General features: G+C 59.4%; 16 protein-coding genes and 1 riboswitch. Of the genes, 4 read left to right on the plus strand and 12 right to left on the minus strand.

The annotated features are described in order from the left end of the window. Positions 1-28: 28 nt before the first annotated feature. The 8 genes from AC5FXY_RS07625 to AC5FXY_RS07660 form a co-directional block, all read right to left on the minus strand. The gene (locus AC5FXY_RS07625; protein ID WP_493556058.1) at positions 29-1,561 is read right to left on the minus strand and encodes a TSUP family transporter; all 1,533 of its coding nucleotides are present in this window, start codon (positions 1,559-1,561) and stop codon (positions 29-31) included. A 6-nt stretch (positions 1,562-1,567) separates the two neighbouring features. Next, on the minus strand, positions 1,568-3,271 hold the full coding sequence (locus AC5FXY_RS07630) for an NADPH-dependent assimilatory sulfite reductase hemoprotein subunit (protein ID WP_493556059.1): 1,704 nt from the start codon (positions 3,269-3,271) through the stop codon (positions 1,568-1,570). 27 nt (positions 3,272-3,298) lie between these two features. Continuing rightward, positions 3,299-3,988, minus strand: a complete 690-nt coding sequence (locus AC5FXY_RS07635; RefSeq protein ID WP_493556060.1) for a DUF2490 domain-containing protein — start codon at positions 3,986-3,988, stop codon at positions 3,299-3,301. Between the two features lie 3 nt (positions 3,989-3,991). Next, positions 3,992-5,806, minus strand: coding sequence for an assimilatory sulfite reductase (NADPH) flavoprotein subunit (locus AC5FXY_RS07640; protein ID WP_493556061.1), 1,815 nt, complete (start codon positions 5,804-5,806; stop codon positions 3,992-3,994). Between the two features lie 50 nt (positions 5,807-5,856). Then, the gene (gene cobA / locus AC5FXY_RS07645; RefSeq protein WP_493556062.1) at positions 5,857-6,645 is read right to left on the minus strand and encodes a uroporphyrinogen-III C-methyltransferase; all 789 of its coding nucleotides are present in this window, start codon (positions 6,643-6,645) and stop codon (positions 5,857-5,859) included. Between the two features lie 112 nt (positions 6,646-6,757). Further along, complete coding sequence (locus tag AC5FXY_RS07650; RefSeq protein ID WP_493556063.1) at positions 6,758-8,017, minus strand: sulfate adenylyltransferase subunit 1; 1,260 nt, start codon at positions 8,015-8,017, stop codon at positions 6,758-6,760. Between the two features lie 128 nt (positions 8,018-8,145). Continuing rightward, positions 8,146-9,060 (minus strand): sulfate adenylyltransferase subunit CysD, encoded by a 915-nt coding sequence (gene cysD, locus AC5FXY_RS07655; RefSeq protein ID WP_493556064.1) that lies wholly within the window; start codon positions 9,058-9,060, stop codon positions 8,146-8,148. 85 nt (positions 9,061-9,145) lie between these two features. Continuing rightward, positions 9,146-9,889 (minus strand): phosphoadenylyl-sulfate reductase, encoded by a 744-nt coding sequence (locus AC5FXY_RS07660; RefSeq protein WP_493556065.1) that lies wholly within the window; start codon positions 9,887-9,889, stop codon positions 9,146-9,148. 317 nt (positions 9,890-10,206) lie between these two features. Continuing rightward, positions 10,207-10,298, minus strand: a riboswitch (SAM riboswitch). 343 nt (positions 10,299-10,641) lie between these two features. Here AC5FXY_RS07660 and AC5FXY_RS07665 point away from each other — a divergent pair. Further along, complete coding sequence (locus AC5FXY_RS07665; protein ID WP_493556066.1) at positions 10,642-11,364, plus strand: hypothetical protein; 723 nt, start codon at positions 10,642-10,644, stop codon at positions 11,362-11,364. Between the two features lie 86 nt (positions 11,365-11,450). Here the strand turns inward: AC5FXY_RS07665 and hemH are convergent, their stop codons facing one another. Both hemH and AC5FXY_RS07675 read right to left on the minus strand, forming a co-directional pair. Further along, positions 11,451-12,497, minus strand: a complete 1,047-nt coding sequence (hemH, locus tag AC5FXY_RS07670) for a ferrochelatase (protein WP_493556067.1) — start codon at positions 12,495-12,497, stop codon at positions 11,451-11,453. A gap of 148 nt (positions 12,498-12,645) precedes the next feature. Continuing rightward, positions 12,646-13,365: an HAD family hydrolase gene (locus tag AC5FXY_RS07675; protein WP_493556068.1), complete on the minus strand. Its 720-nt coding sequence runs from the start codon at positions 13,363-13,365 to the stop codon at positions 12,646-12,648. 307 nt (positions 13,366-13,672) lie between these two features. Here AC5FXY_RS07675 and era point away from each other — a divergent pair, with 307 nt between their 5' ends. The 3 genes from era (at position 13,673) to AC5FXY_RS07690 (ending at position 16,408) form a co-directional block, all read left to right on the plus strand. Continuing rightward, positions 13,673-14,572 (plus strand): GTPase Era, encoded by a 900-nt coding sequence (era, locus tag AC5FXY_RS07680; protein ID WP_493556069.1) that lies wholly within the window; start codon positions 13,673-13,675, stop codon positions 14,570-14,572. Between the two features lie 106 nt (positions 14,573-14,678). Beyond that, on the plus strand, positions 14,679-16,001 hold the full coding sequence (gene der / locus AC5FXY_RS07685; protein WP_493556070.1) for a ribosome biogenesis GTPase Der: 1,323 nt from the start codon (positions 14,679-14,681) through the stop codon (positions 15,999-16,001). A gap of 161 nt (positions 16,002-16,162) precedes the next feature. Further along, the gene (locus AC5FXY_RS07690) at positions 16,163-16,408 is read left to right on the plus strand and encodes a hypothetical protein (protein ID WP_493556071.1); all 246 of its coding nucleotides are present in this window, start codon (positions 16,163-16,165) and stop codon (positions 16,406-16,408) included. A gap of 149 nt (positions 16,409-16,557) precedes the next feature. On the opposite strand, the gene AC5FXY_RS07695 is transcribed toward AC5FXY_RS07690, so the two are convergent. Continuing rightward, the gene (locus AC5FXY_RS07695) at positions 16,558-17,127 is read right to left on the minus strand and encodes a hypothetical protein (RefSeq protein WP_493556072.1); all 570 of its coding nucleotides are present in this window, start codon (positions 17,125-17,127) and stop codon (positions 16,558-16,560) included. A 384-nt stretch (positions 17,128-17,511) separates the two neighbouring features. Continuing rightward, on the minus strand, positions 17,512-18,318 hold the full coding sequence (gene murQ / locus AC5FXY_RS07700) for an N-acetylmuramic acid 6-phosphate etherase (RefSeq protein ID WP_493556073.1): 807 nt from the start codon (positions 18,316-18,318) through the stop codon (positions 17,512-17,514). Positions 18,319-18,338: the final 20 nt, after the last annotated feature.

Genomic DNA, 18,338 nt, shown 5'->3' on the forward strand with positions numbered 1-18,338 from the left:
CGGGCAACGGATTGTTACCAGCCGCGAATCAGAAGAACACCTTCCGCAGAGCCCACAGGCTCCAAAGGATTACCATGGTGCCCACGCCCAGGAACATAAAGCGCGTAGAGATTCGCCCGGCTAGGCGGGCCGCAAACGGTGCGGCTGCTACACCGCCCACAATCAAGCCCAGCACCACTTGCCAGTGCGAAATACCGATGGTGGCGAAAAAGGTGACAGCGCTGGCGAAGGTTACGAAGAACTCCGTTACGCTTACCGAGCCAATCACGTACTGCGGCGTGCGGCCTTGTGAAATAAGAGTACTGGTGACCAGCGGCCCCCAGCCGCCGCCGCCAAACGAATCGAGGAAGCCACCCGCACCAGCCAGCCAACCGACGTACTTCACCTTGCGCTTGCGGCCATCGGGCTTCCGGAAGGCGCGGCCGATGATGCGCAGCCCGAGCAGCAGCAAGTAAGAGGCCAGCACCGGCTTCACCCAGGCTGCGTATTCCTCGCCGAAGTACGAGAGCAACCACGCACCACTAACGGCTCCCAGTATTCCCGGAATCAGCAGGGCTTTAAACAGGCGTCGGTTCACGTTGCCGAAGCGGTAGTGATGGTAACCCGAAGCACCGCTGGCAAACATTTCGGCGGTGTGGATGCTCGCACTGACCGCTGCCGGGTTCATGCCCATCGACATCAGGCTGATAGCCGTGACCACGCCGTAGCCCATGCCCAGCAAACCATCCACGAGCTGGGCTGCGAAGCCCACGGCTACAAACAAATAGAACGTCTGGGCATTGCTGATGACGCTCCATACCTGCGGCCAAGTATAGTACAAGGACAGGATGTTCACCGTCAGCAGCAGGCCAAATGCTACCAGCGACGCCGTGGCTAGGTAGCGCCACCGCCGAGCCGCCGGCGTTTCGTAAGCTGGGCCGCCGGCTAGCTCGGCCGTTACCGCGTTCAGCGACTCCACTTTGCGGGCGAAGTCGCCTTCCAAGCGGCTGCGGATAATGCTCATGCGCTGTAGCACGTCATTTAGCTCATCCGGGAGTACGTCGCTTAGTACCTCCCGCAGGCGCTTCGCCACCGTTGGCGACTTGCCGTTGGTGCTTATGGCAATTTTTAGGTCGCCTTTCTGCACGATGGAGCCCAGGTAAAAGTCGCATTCGTCGGGCGTGTCGGCTACGTTGGCGAGCAGGCCGTGGCCGGTGGCTTCCTGCTTGATGCGGCTGTTCAGGTTCCGGTCGTTGGTGGCGATGAGCACTAAATCGTGGCCTAGCAGGTCAGTAAGTTGGTAGACGCGCTCGTGCAGCTGCACGCCGGAGTGTTGGGCCGCCAGCGTGCGAATTTCGGGCAGGATGGCTTCGGCAACCACCGTAACGGCTGCGGCCGGGCTGTTGCGCAGCAGCGCCGTGAGCTTCTCCAAGCCCACGGCGCCGCCGCCCACCAGGAGCACCCGCAGGTGCTCCAGCTTTAGAAATATTGGAAACAGCGCATTGCCCTGCGTAGCCGCACTGGCTGTAGGCGGACTGGAATCAGATAGGTAAAAAGAGGCAGGAATAGCGGTTGAGTTCATATGAGCTCAGCGGTGGAAGTTTTGGCCGTGGGTAGTGGCGGCTACGTAACCCTGGCGGATAACGAAGTCGCCGAAGCGTTCGAAGGGAAGGCGGTGCCGGGCGTAGGCTTCGAGCAGGGGCGTAAGCTCCCGCACGATGCCTTCTTCGTCCAACATCTCTTTGTAAAGCTTGTTCAGCCGCTCGCCCGTGTGGCTGGCGCCCAAATAAAGGTTGTAGCGCCCGACGGCTTTGCCCACCAGCCCAATTTCGCCCAGGTAGGGGCGGGCGCAGCCGTTGGGGCAGCCGGTCATGCGAATCAGGATGCCCTCGTTGGCCAAACCATTGGCTTGGATAACAGCATCCACGCGGTCAAGTAGTTGGGGAAGATAACGTTCAGCTTCGGCAAATGCTAGTGAGCAGGTATTGAGGGCCACGCAGGCCAGTGCGCCGAGGCGCAACGCGGTGCGCTGCTCGGTTTGAGCCAGTACACCGTACTGCACCAGCGTAGCTGCCACCAGCGGCCGGTGCTCCGGGGCAATGTTGGCAATAACCACATTTTGATTGCCGGTCAGGCGAAACTCGCCGCTGTGGAAGCTAGCTATGTCGCGCAAGGCCGTTTTGAGCTGCACGGCTTCCGTGTCTTTCACCCGCCCGCCTTCCACAAACAAGGTCAGGTGATGCTTGCCATCGGCGCCCGTGGCCCAGCCAAAGGCGTCGCTCGACGTGTCGAAGCGGTAGGGGCGGGCGTCCGTCAGGGCGTAGCCCAGCCGCTGGTGCAGCTCCTGGCGGAAAGCCTCCAGTCCTACGCGGTCGATGGTATACTTCAGGCGCGAGAACTTGCGGTTCTGGCGGTTGCCCCAGTCACGCTGAATGGTCACAATTTGCTCGCACACGTCCACTACTTTCTCAGTGGGCACGAAGCCGAGCAGATCGGCGAGGCGCGGATAGGTTTCGGGCATGCCAAAGGTCATGCCCATGCCACCGCCGGCGGCCACGTTGAAGCCTACCAACTCGCCGTGTTCTTCGATGCCGATAAGGCCGATGTCATTGGCAAAGATGTCGGTGTCGTTGTAGGGCGGCAGGGCGAGGGCAATCTTGAACTTGCGCGGCAGATAGGTTTTACCGTAGATGGGTTCAGCGTCTTCGGCCGGCTCGGTGGTGAGATGCTGCTCGCCGTTCAGCCATAGCTCCCAGTAGGCTGTGGTGCGGGGCGTGAGGTGGGCGCTAATCTGTCGACTCACCTCGTACACCTGCGCGTGCAGCTTGGATTCCGACGGGTTGACGCCGCACATTACGTTGCGGTTCACGTCGCCGCAGCCCGCAATGCTATCCATCAGCACCGCGTTGAAGCCCTGGATGGTGGCTTGCAGGTTGCGCTTCAGCACGCCGTGCAGCTGAAAGGCCTGGCGCGTGGTTAGCTTCAGGGTACCGTTGGCGTAAGTGTCGGCCAGCTTATCCAAGCGCAGCCACTGCTCGGGTGTGGCCACGCCGCCGGGCACGCGCACCCGAATCATAAAGGAGTAGAGCGGCTCCAGCTTCTGGCGCTTTCGCTCGCTGTCCAGGTCGCGGTCAGTTTGCTGGTACGAGCCGTGAAACTTGATTAAGTGGGTGTCATCGGGGAAGAGCGCGCCCGTGATGGGGTTCAGTACGCTCGCGCGCAGGGTGCCGCGCAGGTAGTTGCTACCGGCTTTGACGTGTTCGACTTCGGAAAGGTGGGCAGCGTCGGCCATGGGTAAGCGGAGGGTTAGCGGGTGAAATCAGTTGGTGTCCGTGAGGTCCCAATCCTTGAATAAGGTCAGGCGCACCACGTCACGGTCGAAGTATTCGGGGCGGCCCAGGCGGCGCTGCCAGATCTTGAGGTAGCCCAGCTCGGCACTGTAGCCGGCCCCGACGTGATACTCGACGCCGACGTAAAGGCGGTTTTGGTCAAAGCTGTCGGCGTGGAGCAGCAGCTCATCGGAAGCGCGAACCCGCCAGCGGGGCGTAAGCTGACCGTCGAGCTGCAAACGGCCGCGGTAGCGCCAGCGGAATACATGGCCATCGGTCAGGTGGTTATCAGTCACTTGGCGCAGCCAGCGCTGCTCCACCCGAACGCGCGGCTGCAGACGCAAGCGCGAGCCGAGGAGCTGCGCGTAAGTAGCTTCTGTAAAAAGCCGCCATTCGGGTACCGTAAGGCTGCCCTGAGGCTGGCGCGAATGGCTGAGGCCCAAGGCTCCGTCAAGGCGAGAATACAGCCGGTAGTGCAAGTGCTGGTGCGTGATGAACTGCCACTGCTTGTCGGGCCGAACGAAACGGCGTTCGTCCAGTTCGCCGTGCCAGCTCCAGCGCGGACTCAGCTTGATGCGGCCATACGCACGTAGCCAGTAGCCTTGCTGGTGGCTTACCTGCGCATGCACTTGCAAGTAGCTCGTGAGCAGAACCGAGCCGAGCAACAGGTATGGCCGCATAGCTTAGTACACGTCTTCGAGGTAGCGGCGCTGCTTGCGCAGGCTACGCACGTAGGCCTCAGCCTCTTCCAGCGTAGCGCCAGCTTCCAGCTGCACCACGCTCACGAGGGCTTTGTGTACGGTAGCAGCGAGGCGCTGCTTGTCGCCGCACACGTAGAAGTGGGCGCCGTTTTCGAGCCAGTCGTATACCTCTCGTGAGTATTCCAGGAGTCGGTTGTGCACGTAGATTTTTTCGGTTTGGTCGCGGGAGAAGGCGACGTTGAGCTTGGATAGGGTACCGCGCTTGAGGTGCTGCTGCCACTCCGTCTGGTACAGGAAATCAGTGGTGAAATGCGGGTTGCCGAACACTAGCCAGTTGCGGCCCGCAGCGCCTGCTTCGGCGCGCTCTTCCACAAATCCGCGGAACGGCGCCACGCCCGTGCCGGCACCTACCATGATGATATCGGTGCTGGAGTTCTGGGGCAGCTTGAAGTATTCGTTGCGCTCCACGAACACGCGCACGTCGTCGCCTGTTTGCACGCGGTCGGCCAGGTAGCACGAACACGTGCCTTGCTTTTGTCGCCCGTGGGCCTGGTAGCGCACCGCCCCCACGGTAAGGTGAACCTCGTTGGGGTGGGCCAGCAGGCTGCTGGCAATGGAATAAGCGCGGGCCGGCAGCGGCCGCAGTGTATCCACCAGTTGCTGAGCGCTGAGCTCAGCGGGGTAGTCCACCAGCAGGTCGGCGGCGTCGCGGCCGTAGAGGTAGGTTTGGAGTTGTGCGGTAGCGCCGGCCAGCTCTTGCAGGGCCGGCTGCGGCTGGTGCTGAGCGTAACGCTGCAGCACGTCGCGGGAGAGGGTGGAGAGTTCCAGTCGTTCGGTGAGGGCCGTGACCAGGGTCAACGTTTCGCCCTTCAGCTGTACCGGCGCATCGGCTTCCAATTGGGTAGCGCGCAGTACTTCGTCCACCAGAGCCGCGGAGTTGGTCGGAATGACCGACAACGCATCACCGGGCTCGTACCTCAGGCCCGAATCCGCCAACGACAGCTCCAGGTGGTAAGTCTCCTTGGCAGAGCCGCGACCGTTCAGCTGAATCTTTTCCAGCACCGAAGCCGTGAGCGGGTTCTGGCGCGTGTACTCTACTTCAATCGAAATGGCGGCCGGTTCGCTTTTAACACTGACTGATGCCGAAGCAGCGGTTCCGCCTATGGCCTGTAGCACGCGCTCAATCCATTGCTGGGCATCGGCCTGATAGTCCACGTCGCAGTCTACGCGCTCGGCCAGCCGTTGCGCACCTTGCTGATTCAGCCGCTCGTCGAATTCCTTGCCGGTCTGGCAAAACTGCAGGTAGCTCCGGTCGCCGAGGGCCAGCACGGCGTAGCGCAGGTCGGGCAGCTTGGGTGCCCGGGCGCTTCCCAGAAACTGGTGCAGTTCCTCGGCGGCTACCGGCGGCTCGCCTTCGCCTTGCGTGCTTACCACTACCAGCAGCGCCTGCTCCTTAGTCAGCTCCCGGCCCTGGTAATCGTTCATGTCGCGGGCTGTGGCCTGCAGGCCGCGCTGCTTGGCTGCTTCCACCGCTTGCAGAGCTACCTTCTTGCTGTTGCCCGTTTGGGACCCGTAGAGCACCGTGATGCGTGGCGCTGTGATGGCAGCCGGAGCCGCGGAAGTAACAGCGGTTGCTGCAGAAGAAGCCGCGCTGCCACCATTGGCCGCGGTGTAGCGGCCGTAGAAGTAGCCGCTCAGCCACAGCAGCTGCTGCTCGGTAAAGTCACCCGACAGCTGCCGGAGCGTAGTATCGTCGAAGCCGATCGGCAAACGCTGGTCAGTGGTTGGCGTTGACATGGCTTGTTAGGTTGATGCGGTGGTAAGTAGATGTGGAGTCAGCAGCGCAGTTAAGCCACCGCCGCGTAAAGCGGTGCCAGCTCCGGCACCAAGTCAGCAGCCTGCGGAGCTGCCGCCAGGTTCACCACGTCGCCGATGACGATGATGGCCGGCGCTGTAATGCCGGCTGCCGCTACGCGGGCCGGCAATTCGCTCACGGTGGTTTGAATCATGCGGGCCGTGGGCAGCGTGCCGTCCTGAATGACCGCCGCTGGCCGCTGTGCCCCGCCAAAGCGACCAAACACGTCCGCAATGGCCTGCGCTTGACCCAGCCCCATCAAGATGACGGCCGTGGTGCGCGGCGCCTGTGCCGCCTGGTAGATTTCCTCCGATAGCTCGCCCGAGGCCGTGGTGGCCGTAATCACCCGAAACGATTCGCTTAGCCCGCGGTGCGTCACCGGAATGCCCATGCTGCCAGCCACCGCTACCGCGCTGCTGATGCCGGGGACGTAATCGGTTTTCAAACCGTGACGCTGGGCAAACAACATCTCCTCCCGGCCGCGCCCAAACACAAATGGGTCGCCGCCCTTCAACCGCACCACGTGGCCGTGCACCCGGGCGTAAAGCACAATGAGGTCGTTGATTTCCTGCTGCAGGTAGGCGCGTACGCCCTTTCGCTTGCCCACATACACTTTCTTGGCGCCGGGCCGGGCGTGGGCCAGCAGGTCGGCGTTGCTGAGGGCGTCGTACAGAACGACGTCGGCCTCAGCTAGCACCCGGGCACCCTTGAGGGTTATCAGCTCCGGGTCACCGGGGCCGGCGCCTACTACGGTGAGGCGGGGAGTTATAAAAGCGGGCATGGCGAGAGAATGATTTCTGCCGTCCTGCTGAGCTTGTCGAAGCATTTCTACCGAGAGTAATCTATTTACTAAGGCGGTAGAGATGCTTCGACAAGCTCAGCAGGACGTGCTGTTAGGCGTAAGCGGGTTCGGTGGCTTCGATCAGGCCCGCGGCCAGCGTGGCGCCGGTTTGTTCGTCAAGCAGGATAAAGGCGCCGGTGGTGCGGTTTTGCCGGTAGGTATCGGCAGCCAGCGGGGTAGCTGTTTTCAGCCGCACCCGCACGATATCGTTGAGCCGGGCTTCGTCGGTTTCCTGCTGCGTGAAGGTCTGAATGTCTGTTTTGCCGACGATGGCTTGAACCACGGCTTTGGTTTTGGCGGCGTGGTGTTGCACCAGCAGCTTGCGGCCGGGGCGCAGGGGTTGCTCCGCCATCCAGCACAGCGTCGCCTCCAACTCGCGGGTAGGCTCCGGAGCCTGGTCCACGGGCACGATGGTGTCGCCGCGGCTGATGTCCACGTCGTCGGCAAGGCGTAGCACTACGGCTTGCGGGGCCACGGCTATTTCCACCTCCTGCTGATCTACCTCGATGGCTTCGAGCGTGGTTTCGATGCCGACAGACAGCACGCGCACCCGGTCGCCGCGGCGGTACACGCCGCTCTGGACACGGCCTGCGTAGCCCCGGTAATCGGGTAGCTCCGCGCTTTGCGGCCTAATAACGTACTGCACCTGGAAGCGCGCCGGCTCATGCGTAGCCTCGGCAGTTACTGCTATTGTTTCCAGGTGCTCCAACAGGTTCGGCCCCTGGTACCAAGGCAGATTGCTCGACGCCCGCACCACGTTGTCGCCGAGCAGGGCGCTGATCGGAATGCTCGTCACCTGCCGGATGCCGAGCTGATGGGCCAGGGCCGCGTAATCAGCCACGATGTCGCGGAACACCGCCTCGGAATAGCCCACGAGGTCAATCTTGTTCACGGCCAGCACGAAGTGCCGAATGCCCAGCAACGACGACACGATGGTGTGCCGGCGCGTCTGCTCCACGATGCCCTGCCGGGCGTCGACGAGTACAATGGCCAGATCAGCATTGGAAGCGCCCGTCACCATGTTGCGGGTATACTGCACGTGGCCGGGCGTATCGGTGATGATAAACTTGCGGCGTGGCGTGGTGAAGTACTTGTGCGCCACATCGATTGTAATGCCCTGTTCGCGCTCGGCCCGCAGGCCGTCGGTGAGCAGTGCGAGGTCTACGGTGCCGGCGGCCGAAGTGCGGTTCTGCTCTTCCAGCGCCGCCAGCACGTCAAGGGATACGGCGGCGCTGTCGTAAAGCAGCCGCCCGATGAGCGTGCTCTTGCCGTCGTCGACGCTGCCGCAGGTGATGAATCGGAGAAGGTCCACTTTGAGAATGTGATTGATGTGGAAAATGTGCTGATGTGGTTGAATGTGCTGATGTGCCAATGCTGTTCCGACGAGCTTTTTAGCACATCAGCACGTTTTCCACATTAGCGAAGCGCAGCACATTAAAATCAGAAGTAGCCGTTGCGCTTGCGGTCCTCCATGCCGGTTTCGGAAATCCGGTCGTCGAGGCGGGTAGCACCCCGTTCACTTACTTTGGCTTGCAGAATGTCTTCAATGATGGCTTCCAGCGTGACTGCGTCACTTTCCACGGCGGCGGTGCACGTGGCGTCGCCCACGGTGCGAAAGCGCACCTGACGGGTAGTCAGCTCATCGGAAGCGTCGAGCGAGAGATGGTCGGTTACGGCCAGGAGTTGGCCGCTGGGCAGCACCACGCAGCGGCGCTCGTGGGCGAAGTAGATGCTGGGCAGCGGAATGTCCTCGCGTTGGATGTAATTCCACACGTCCAGCTCGGTCCAGTTGGAGATGGGGAATACGCGCACGTTCTCGCCCGGCTGAATCTGGCCGTTGTAGATGTCCCAGAGTTCCGGCCGCTGGCGGCGCGGGTCCCACTGCCCAAATTCGTCCCGCACCGAGAAAATGCGCTCCTTGGCGCGGGCCTTCTCCTCGTCGCGGCGCGCCCCACCGATGCAGGCATCAAAGCCAAATTCTTCGATGGTGTCCAGCAAGGTGTAAGTCTGTAGGGCATTGCGGCTCGGGAACTTGCCGCCCGGCTCGCGCAAGCCGCGCTGCTGAATGGTGTCTTGCACGTGGCGCACAATCAGCTGCTCGCCTAGCTCGGCGGCCAGCGCATCGCGGAAGGCCAGCACTTCCGGGAAGTTGTGTCCCGTGTCGATGTGCACCAGCGGAAACGGAAACCTGCCGGGGCGGAAGGCCTTTTGGGCGAGGCGCACCAGCGCAATGGAATCTTTACCGCCCGAAAACAGCAGCGCGGGGCGCTGAAACTGTCCGGCCACTTCGCGCAGAATGTGGATGGCTTCGGCTTCGAGCCGGTCGAGGTAGTCGAGTCTAGTGAGCGTTGGCATAAGGCAAGGAGGTGCCTGTTCGGCTGTACAGCCGAATTTTTGGAAGGGTAGGAAGAGCGGGAAATGCGGTAAGGGCGGGGCAGAGTTAAGCGGTAGCCGGAGTTTCGGCCGCTGCGCTGGTGGCATGCAGGCCGCACTCCTTGGCCGACTGGTCTTCCCACCACCAGCGGCCAGCCCGGAAGTCCTCACCGAGCTTCACAGCCCGTGTGCACGGCGCGCAGCCGATGCTCACGAAGCCTTGCAGGTGCAGGGGATTGTGCGGAATGCCGTACTCCCGAATGAACGCCCACGTCTGTTCCCAGGTCCAGTCGAGCAGTGGGTTTACCTTCAGCAGCTGGTAGGTGGCATCGTAGTCGGCCACCTGCATGCCGGTGCGGTTTGCTGATTGCTCGGCCCGGATGCCGGTTACCCAAGCCGCTTTGCCAGTCAGGGCGCGGCTCAACGGTTCCACTTTGCGTACCTGGCAGCAAGCTTTACGGGCATCCACGCTTTCGTAGAAGCCGTTGGGGCCTTGGCGCTCTACCAGCGCCGCCACCTGCTCGTGGTCGGGGTAATAGGCCCTTATGGTCTGGCCATATTTGAGCACAGTTTTGCTCCAGGTGGCGTATGTTTCCTGAAAATTCCGGCCAGTATCGAGCGTAAATACTTCGATCGGTAAATCATGCGAAAATATCAGGTGCGTAATTGCCTGATCTTCCAATCCAAAAGAAGTGGAAAAAGCAGCTTTACCCGGAAATTCAAAAGCAATTAGGCGCAAAATATCCAGTGCGTCAGCTCCAATTAATTGCTGACGAATATGCGCCACCTGTGCATCGATTGTCGTCGACATGCGCAGAAGAGCTATGACTGTTTTGCCGCAGCGAAACAAGCCAAGTAAGACAAGAAGAAAGGGCTGCTGGAAGGACAGGAAGCGAGCAAAGCTCAAGCAGCCAAACCGAACGAACCTAGGCTATACACCAGATAGCAGGCGCCTAAGGGCCGGGTTCCAGCAAACGGGAAGCAGAGGTGTGAATGCCTCAACAACACGCGCTGCGCATCGGCATACAACAGCAAAACAGCATGTTGAGGCCGAACAACTCCGGCTGCGAGGCAGCAGAGCCAAAAGAGGTAGCGCGGGGGGTGAGGTCGAAGTTCACGACGTCGTTGTTTTTATATGGTCAGGAATTGGCACCGTTCGGGACTTTCCCGTGGTTGCCGGCGCTTCGTAGAGCCTGTCTCTCCACGCCTCTGTATAAAAACAATCCTGGGTAGAATTGATGAAGCAAAGGTAGTCACACAAATTTTAGAATTGCAAATTCTTTTTGCGACTTACCTGCGTCGAAGCCAATACGCATGCCCTAGTCGTAGGGTTGGCCTATGGTGATAATATATGCTGACTTAATAAAAGGATGGTATTTACCCGCTCTCGAAGCTAATTAATAAACGAATTCGAAATCTATTCCCCTGCAATAATGCGCTAGCCAATAAATCCGATGTAGTGCCGACAGTTGCGAACTGCTACCTACGGTGTCCCGCTAATTCGCTGAGTACATTGTCGGCTCCTTATGCAACCTTATTAGGCCACTTTCAACTCGCATGATTATGCGCTTCTTCATAAGCATTGCCGTCATCATAGCGGTACCCTCACTCAGCGGGCTGAGTGGCTGTGCGCCGGCACTGATGCCCCAGTCGGCCAATCTGCCTGTATTGGTGGAAAAGGGTAACGTGGAAGCGCGTGCCAGCCTTGGATTCAATGGCCTGGAAGCGCAAGCTGCCTGGGCCATCACCAACCACGTGGCCCTGACGGGAGCTGGCATGGTATGGGGTGGGGGCAATGGCAACCGGTTTGGCGGTGGCGAAGTAGGCATGGGGTACTACCTCTGGCCAAGCGAGCAGATCATGCTGGCAGCCTACGCTGGGGCAGGTTATGGTGGTGGTCAGGCTTTGCGCAACAGTTTCGAAGGCAGCTCTACCGTCGATATCAACAGCCGCTACCGTACGGCGTACGTGCAGCCTACCTTGATCTGGAGCCCTACGGAACGGTGGCAGATGGGATTAGCGCTGCGCGTATACGGTGTGGAGTATCTGGAACTGATCAGGGCCAGCACTAACCCTCGCAGCAGTCCAATATCCGTAGTGCAAGACGCCTCGGGGCTGCGGCAAATCCATTATCAGCCCATACTGACCACCAACCGCTTCCTCTCGCGTCGGCTGATGCTAAGCAGCCGCTTGGGCTTGCAGTTTGTTTCGCGTACCCGCACAACGCTTGATCCTTGGCCCTTGGTGGCTAACATCGGCCTGACGGCCCGCCTGGGCAAGCTGTAGAACGGTTAAAACACAAGCCGCCGGACCCGGCCCCGAAACAGTGTTCATAGGCTTGGTCCGGCGGCTTTCGGTTATAAAAGCGGCGTCTAGTTGCGGTGAATCATATCCACTACCGCATCTACCCACAGCGGATGCGTGTTGCAGCTGGGCACCAGCTGCCAATGGCCGCCGCCGGCCTCCTCAAACATCTCCTTAAACTCTTCGCCCACCTCGATGGTGGTTTCCAGGCAGTCGGCTACGAAGGCAGGGCTGAAAGCCAGCACATTCTTGATGCCTTTGGCCGGAAATTCCTTTAATACTTCATCGGTGTAGGGCTGCAACCACGGGTCGCGCAGGCGGCTCTGGAGGCGGCTCTGGAACGTAACGGTGTATTGCTCCGATGTGAGGCCCATGGCCTCGGCCAGCAGGCGCGACGTGGCGTAGCACTGGGCACGGTAGCAGTAACGGTTGTTCTTGTTGTAGCTGGCGCAGCAGGTGCTTAGCTTGCAGTAGCCCTTGTGGCTGCCCTTCAGCACGTGGCGTTCCGGAATGCCGTGGTAGCTGAATACCACGTGGTCGTAGTCGTGCTTGGCCATTTCTTCCTTGCCTAAAGTGGCGAAGGTGTTGATGAAGCCGGGGTCATCGGCGAAGCTGCTGATGAAGCTGATGCTGGGCACCACCCACCATTTGCCCACGATTTCCATCACCTTCTCCTGCACCGAGCCCGTGGAGGCCGCTGCGTACTGCGGAAACAGCGGCAGCACAATGATGCGCTCCACGGCCGCGTCGCGCAGCTCGGCCAAAGCCGATTCGATGCTGGGGTTCTGGTAGCGCATGCCGAAAGCCACCAAGTAGTCCTTGCCCAGCTTTTCCTGCACCAGTTGCTTCAGATCGAGGCCGTGGAAAAGCAGCGGAGAGCCGCGCTCCGTCCAGAGCTGCTGATATACTTTCGCCGACTTGGGGGCCCGCAGGGGCACCACCAAGCCCTGAAACAACGGGTAGCGCACCGCAGCAGGCATGTCAATCACGCGGCCGTCGGTCAGAAACTCGTTGAGGTAGCGGCGAACGTCGGGCGTTTTGGGCGAGTCGGGCGTGCCGAGATTCACCAACAAAACACCGATGCGGCCGCGGGTCGAAGCAGAGGAAGAAGGCATAAGCGAAGGAAAGCGCGCACCACCAAACGGTTTGCAATTAGGTGCGTCCGAATGCCATACAAAGGTACGGCCTCCAAAGTTTGCGCCCGGGGCATAGGAGCCGGCTGTTTGGCTGATTTCTGTCAGATTTTGTCGCAGGCCCGGTACTTCACGATGGCGCGCCGCCAGCTATTATCCGCAGCACGTCGGCCAGCGGCTCGAAGCTATTGATTTCGGTTACGGTTTTGTCCGGGCGGGTTGCCCCGAAGCGGTTGAGCCAGATGGGCCGAATGCCCGCGCCTTGCGCGCCCACTACGTCGGCCACCCAGTTGTCGCCGATGAGCACCGCTTCGGCGGGCTGCGCCGACAGCCGCTGCAGGGCTACGTGGAAAATGAGCGGGTCGGGCTTTGTCACGCCTATCTCTTCCGAGGTTATGAGCGCATCCACCAAGTGCGTCATGCCCAGAAAATGCAGCTTGTCCTCCTGCTCCGCCGTGCGGTTGTTCGTCACAATGCCGATGCGGTAATTGACTTTTAGTGCCTCCAGCAAAGCCAAAGCGCCTACTACTGGCTGGCGCAGGCGGTGGTAATGCTCGTAGTGAAAGCTTGCGAACTGCTCCACCTCGGCATCGGAAGCAAAAGCCCGGTAGGGCGCTAGCAGCCGCTGAAAGCGCAGGCGCCGGGCCTCCAGGTACGTGTAGCGGCCTGCCAGCACCTGCGGGTGCATCTCTTCCAGCAACTCGCTATAGCGCCGATACAGCTCCTCCATACCTATCGATGGCGCAAACGCAAACCGCGCCGTGCTGGCCTGCAACGCTGCCCGTGCCGTGCCCGCGTGGTCAAACAGCGTATCGTCCAGATCAAACAGGACCGTGGTAATCCGCATCATGCTGCAAAAGTAGCCTGTGAACTAGCGTCGTAGCTGCTTGTGGAGCACCTCCAGCACCTCAGGCCGAGCATTTCCAACCTAAAGCAAGGGCCGGGGCGTCTCGCGTACTGACGTCCGAGCCATTTTACTTGGGCTCTGCATTAAAAGCGTTGGCTTGGGTAAAGCTCTTCGCAAGCTCGCTTCCGCTTGACTTAGCATTCAAGCATCATCCATATGCCCTTACGCACCGTAAGCCGCTATTATTCAGCTATTGTAGCCCAGCCGCTCATAAAGCCGTACCTTTGTGCCCCTTAACCGATTACCTACCGTGACACCTGAACCCAACCCGCACCGCGCCGGCTTCGTGAGCATTATCGGCAAGCCCAACGTGGGCAAGTCGACCCTGATGAACGTGCTGGTAGGCGAGCGGCTCAGCATCATCACCAGCAAAGCCCAGACCACGCGTCACCGCATCCTGGGCATTCTGAACGGCCCTGATTTTCAGCTCGTCTACTCCGATACGCCTGGCATCATCCAGCCGAAGTACGAGCTGCAATCGGCCATGATGTCCTTCGTGTATTCCTCTCTGGAAGATGCCGACGTCATCCTGTTCGTCACCGACATCTACGAGAAGCACGACGAAGAGCCCGTGGTGGAGCGCCTGCGCCGTTCCGAAGTACCGGTGCTGCTACTCATCAACAAGATCGACCAAGCCACGCAGGAAGAGGTAGAGGCTAAGATGGCCTATTGGCAGGAGCAAATGCCCAACGCCGCTGAAATCATTCCGATATCGGCGCTGAACGCTTTTAACACCGAGCGTGTCTTCTCCCAGATCCTCGACCGCCTGCCTTTCCATGAACCCTTCTATCCCAAAGACGAACTGACCGACAAGCCGGAGCGCTTTTTCGCCTCGGAGATGATTCGGGAGAAGATCTTCAAGCTCTACAAGAAAGAAGTGCCTTACAGCACGGAGGTGATGATCGAAGAGTTCAAGGAAGACGATACCATCATTCGCGTCCGTGGCATCATCTTCACCGAGCGCGCTTCCCAGAAAGGCATCATCATCGGCCAGGGCGGCGCGGCTTTGAAGAAGGTGGGTACCTGGGCCCGCGAGGAAATGGAGAAGTTTTTCCAGAAAAAGGTGTTTCTGGAGCTCCACGTCAAAGTCAACGAAAACTGGCGCACCGACCCGAAAATGCTTAACCGCTTCGGGTACAAGCCGGATTAGCGTAACGCTGGCCGAAGTCAACGCTACAAGTTCTTCCGACCTCATATCAACTTAACTACCCCGGGCACTGTCGGACATGGTCGGACCGACGGCTGGGGTCAGCACAATGAATAATACCATTGCAATTGTGGGCCGCCCCAACGTGGGCAAATCCACCCTGTTCAACCGCTTGGTCGGCGAACGGAAGGCCATCATGGACAACCAGTCCGGCGTAACGCGCGACCGGCACTACGGCTACGGCGAATGGGTCGGCAAGTACTTCACCGTTATCGACACGGGCGGCTACGTCGTGGGCTCCGATGACGTATTCGAGGAGGGTATCCGCAAGCAGGTGAAGCTCGCCATCGACGAAGCCGATGTGGTTTTGTTCATGGTCGATGTCGACGCCGGCGTGCATCCGCTCGACGAAGAGTTTGCCAACGTTCTGCGCCGCTACGAGGGCAAAAAGCCCATCTACCTCGTTGCCAACAAGGCCGACACGACGCAGCGCTTCCAGGCTGCCGGTGAGTTTTACTCGCTGGGCATCGGTACCGGCGACATTTACCCCATCAGCTCGCAGTCGGGCTCCGGTACCGGCGAATTGCTGGACGCCGTTATCAGCCACTTCGAGGAAGAAGGCGTGGAGAACCCCGATGAGGGCATTCCGCGCATCTCCGTGATGGGTCGCCCGAACGTGGGTAAGTCATCGTTTGTGAACGTGCTGCTGGGCGAGGAGCGTAGCATCGTGACTGACATTGCCGGCACCACCCGTGACGCCATCCACACGCGGTACAACGCTTTCGGCAACGAGTTTATCCTGATCGACACGGCCGGTCTGCGCCGCAAGGCCAAGGTAGACGAGGATATCGAGTTCTACTCCAACCTTCGCTCGCTGCGGGCTTTGGAAGAGTCGGATGTCGTCATCGTAATGCTGGACGCCACTCGTGGCATTGAAGCCCAGGACGTGAACATCATCGGCTTGGCCGACCGCAACCGCAAGGGTATCGTCATCTTGGTAAACAAGTGGGACCTGATCGAAAACAAGGAAACGAATACCGCTAAGGAGTTCGAAGATCAGATTTACGAGCGGATCAAGCCTATCAGCTACCCGCCCATCGTCTTTACTTCGGCCCTCACCAAGCAGCGCGTGCACAAGGCCATCGAGACAGTGATGGAAGTGTATGGCAACAAGCGGAAGAAGATTTCGACTTCGGAGCTGAACGAGGTCATGCTCAAGGAAATCGAGAAATACCCGCCGCCCTCCACCAAGGGTAAAATGGTGCGCATTAAGTACGTGACGCAACTGCCTACGCACAACCCGGTGTTTGCCTTCTTCTGCAACCTGCCGCAGTACGTGAAAGAATCGTACACGCGCTACCTCGAAAACCGCTTACGCGAGCATTTCGACTTTACGGGAGTACCAATTGGTATCGTGTATCGAAAAAAGTAATCTGCGTTTGCAGTGTCGGGCGGGCCTTGAGAAAGGCCCGCCCGCTTTTTTTTATCCCAGCGGGTTACCTCGGCTATAACCTGGTATAAACCTCCAGATTTCGCTGCCTAACGTCGGTGAACTTGCTTTCGAATACACATTTTCCTCCACACCCACTTACCATGAAAAAGGTTCTGTTCCTCGCCCTGGCTGCTGCTTCGTTCTCGTTCGCTTCTTGCGAAAACAAAACTGAGCAAGCTAGCGAGCAAGCTGCTGAGAACATCGAAAACGCTGGCGAAGCCCAAGCTGATGCTATGGAGCAATCGGCTGACTCGGTACGCGACGCTGCCGGTGCTCAGGCTGACGCTGTAGAAGAGGCTCCTGCTGCTGGCACGACCGCTCCTGCCGCTGGTTCGACCACGCACTAATTCCGAGCGTCGTTTAGGACGCTTGCTAATACAAAGAGCGCCTCGGCAACGAGGCGCTCTTTTTGTTTTGGTTGATTGGATAGTCGCTGGCTCCAACCGTGATGCCAAGGAGAAAAATTGCTTCGGATTTACTTCCCAGTTCAACTTTACTAGAGACCCAATCGGCGCTGCAACAACCCATCCACCACGCTCATTAGCTTCTTTGGTGGGTACGTGCGCCACGGCAGGTCATCTAGTTGCCCACCGAAGTTGATGTAGGAATCGATGTTGTACTGGCGCATTTCGCGGGCTACATGTTCCTGAAAGCCGACGGCGGCAATCCATCCATCCTCCACGTCTTCAAACCACTCCTCGTAGTACGAGTCGTCGGAGCCGTGGAAGTTGAATACGTTCTCGCCGATCAGGATAAACTTACGAATGCCCTCGTGTACCATCGGGTCCACGATGCCCCGCTTGAGTTGCATTACGTCGTTTTCAATGGCGTCGTTCCACTCTCCGATGAACTCGATAATGCCGACCTGTTGCTCATAATCGACAAAAAGAATCTTGAGGAAGAGCGTGTCGGACTCGATGCCGTCCCACTGCGGATGGATGTAATAACCGTAGATGGTATTGACGTAGTTGTCGAGGTTGTTTTCTGCTCCGTAGAGCGGGGAGCGGGGGTCTTCAGCGGCCTGGTACTGCTCCAGCCAGGCGTAGTGGGGTTCGATGGTATGCATGGCTGGCCAGCGGGAAGGGCAGTCTAAGAAGTGGGCGAAGGCAGTACGAAGGCTCCGTGCTGCCCTTCCCCTAACGCCAAAGGTCGCCGCTCTGTTCGCTGCAGTACCTAATTCAGTGCCTCAGGCTACTGATGTTGCCCTAAACAGCAAGCCCGGAGCAATAACCAGTCTAATTACTAAATCTTGCCCGAGCTTGTCACGACTTAACGCAACGCATTTGGTGGCTGCTGACCACGGGCTACGTAATACATGCGGCAGGAGGTAACCGCCAGCTAGCCTACTGCTCATAACTAGTTGTATGGTAAAGACCAGGCAGCCCTAAATGCAGTACATCACTGCGATTTAGGGCTACCTGGGCACTCGGCATCATAGCTGTTTAGAGGTTTAGTGCCCGTGGTGAGCAGCCAGCGCTGCCCGCACTGAGCCGTGCAATTGCAGCAGCTCTGCGGCATGGCTTTGATCAATGCCCAGCTCGTCCATGAGCATCCGCTCGCCGCGGTCTACCAGCTTGGCGTTGGAGAGCTGCATATCCACCATCTTGTTGCCTTTTACGTGGCCTAGGCGGATCATTGTGGCCGTGGTGAGCATATTCAGTACGAGCTTCTGGGCGGTGCCCGCCTTCATGCGCGTGCTGCCCGTCACAAACTCGGGGCCGGTAACTACCTCCACCGGGTACTCAGCTGCTTCGGCCACGGCCGAACCGGCGTTGCACACGATGCAGCCGGTCGATAGCCCCTGCTGACGGGCCTGCTGCAGGCCACCGATGACGTAAGGAGTACGGCCCGAAGCCGCAATCCCGACCACGATGTCCAGCTCATTGATGTTATAAGCCTTTAGGTCGCGCCAGGCTTGTTCGGCATCGTCCTCAGCGTTTTCCACGGCCTTACGGATAGCGGTGTCGCCGCCAGCAATTAAGCCTACTACCAAGCCCTGCGGCACCCCAAATGTGGGCGGGCACTCCGAAGCATCCAGGATGCCCAGCCGGCCACTTGTTCCGGCCCCGATGTAGAATAGCCGGCCACCATTTTGCAGGCATTTTACCGTGGCCTCTACCAGCGCCTCTATCTGCGGCAGCGCTTTTTGCACCGCCAGTGGCACCGTTTGGTCCAGCTGATTGATGCTGTCTAGCAGCTCGGCGGTCGATAGGGTTTCGAGATGGTCAAAGAGCGAGGTGCTTTCGGTAGTACTCATAGGGTGGGAAGGGGAGAGGT

It is taken from the genome of Hymenobacter sp. FMD4, from assembly GCF_058932745.1.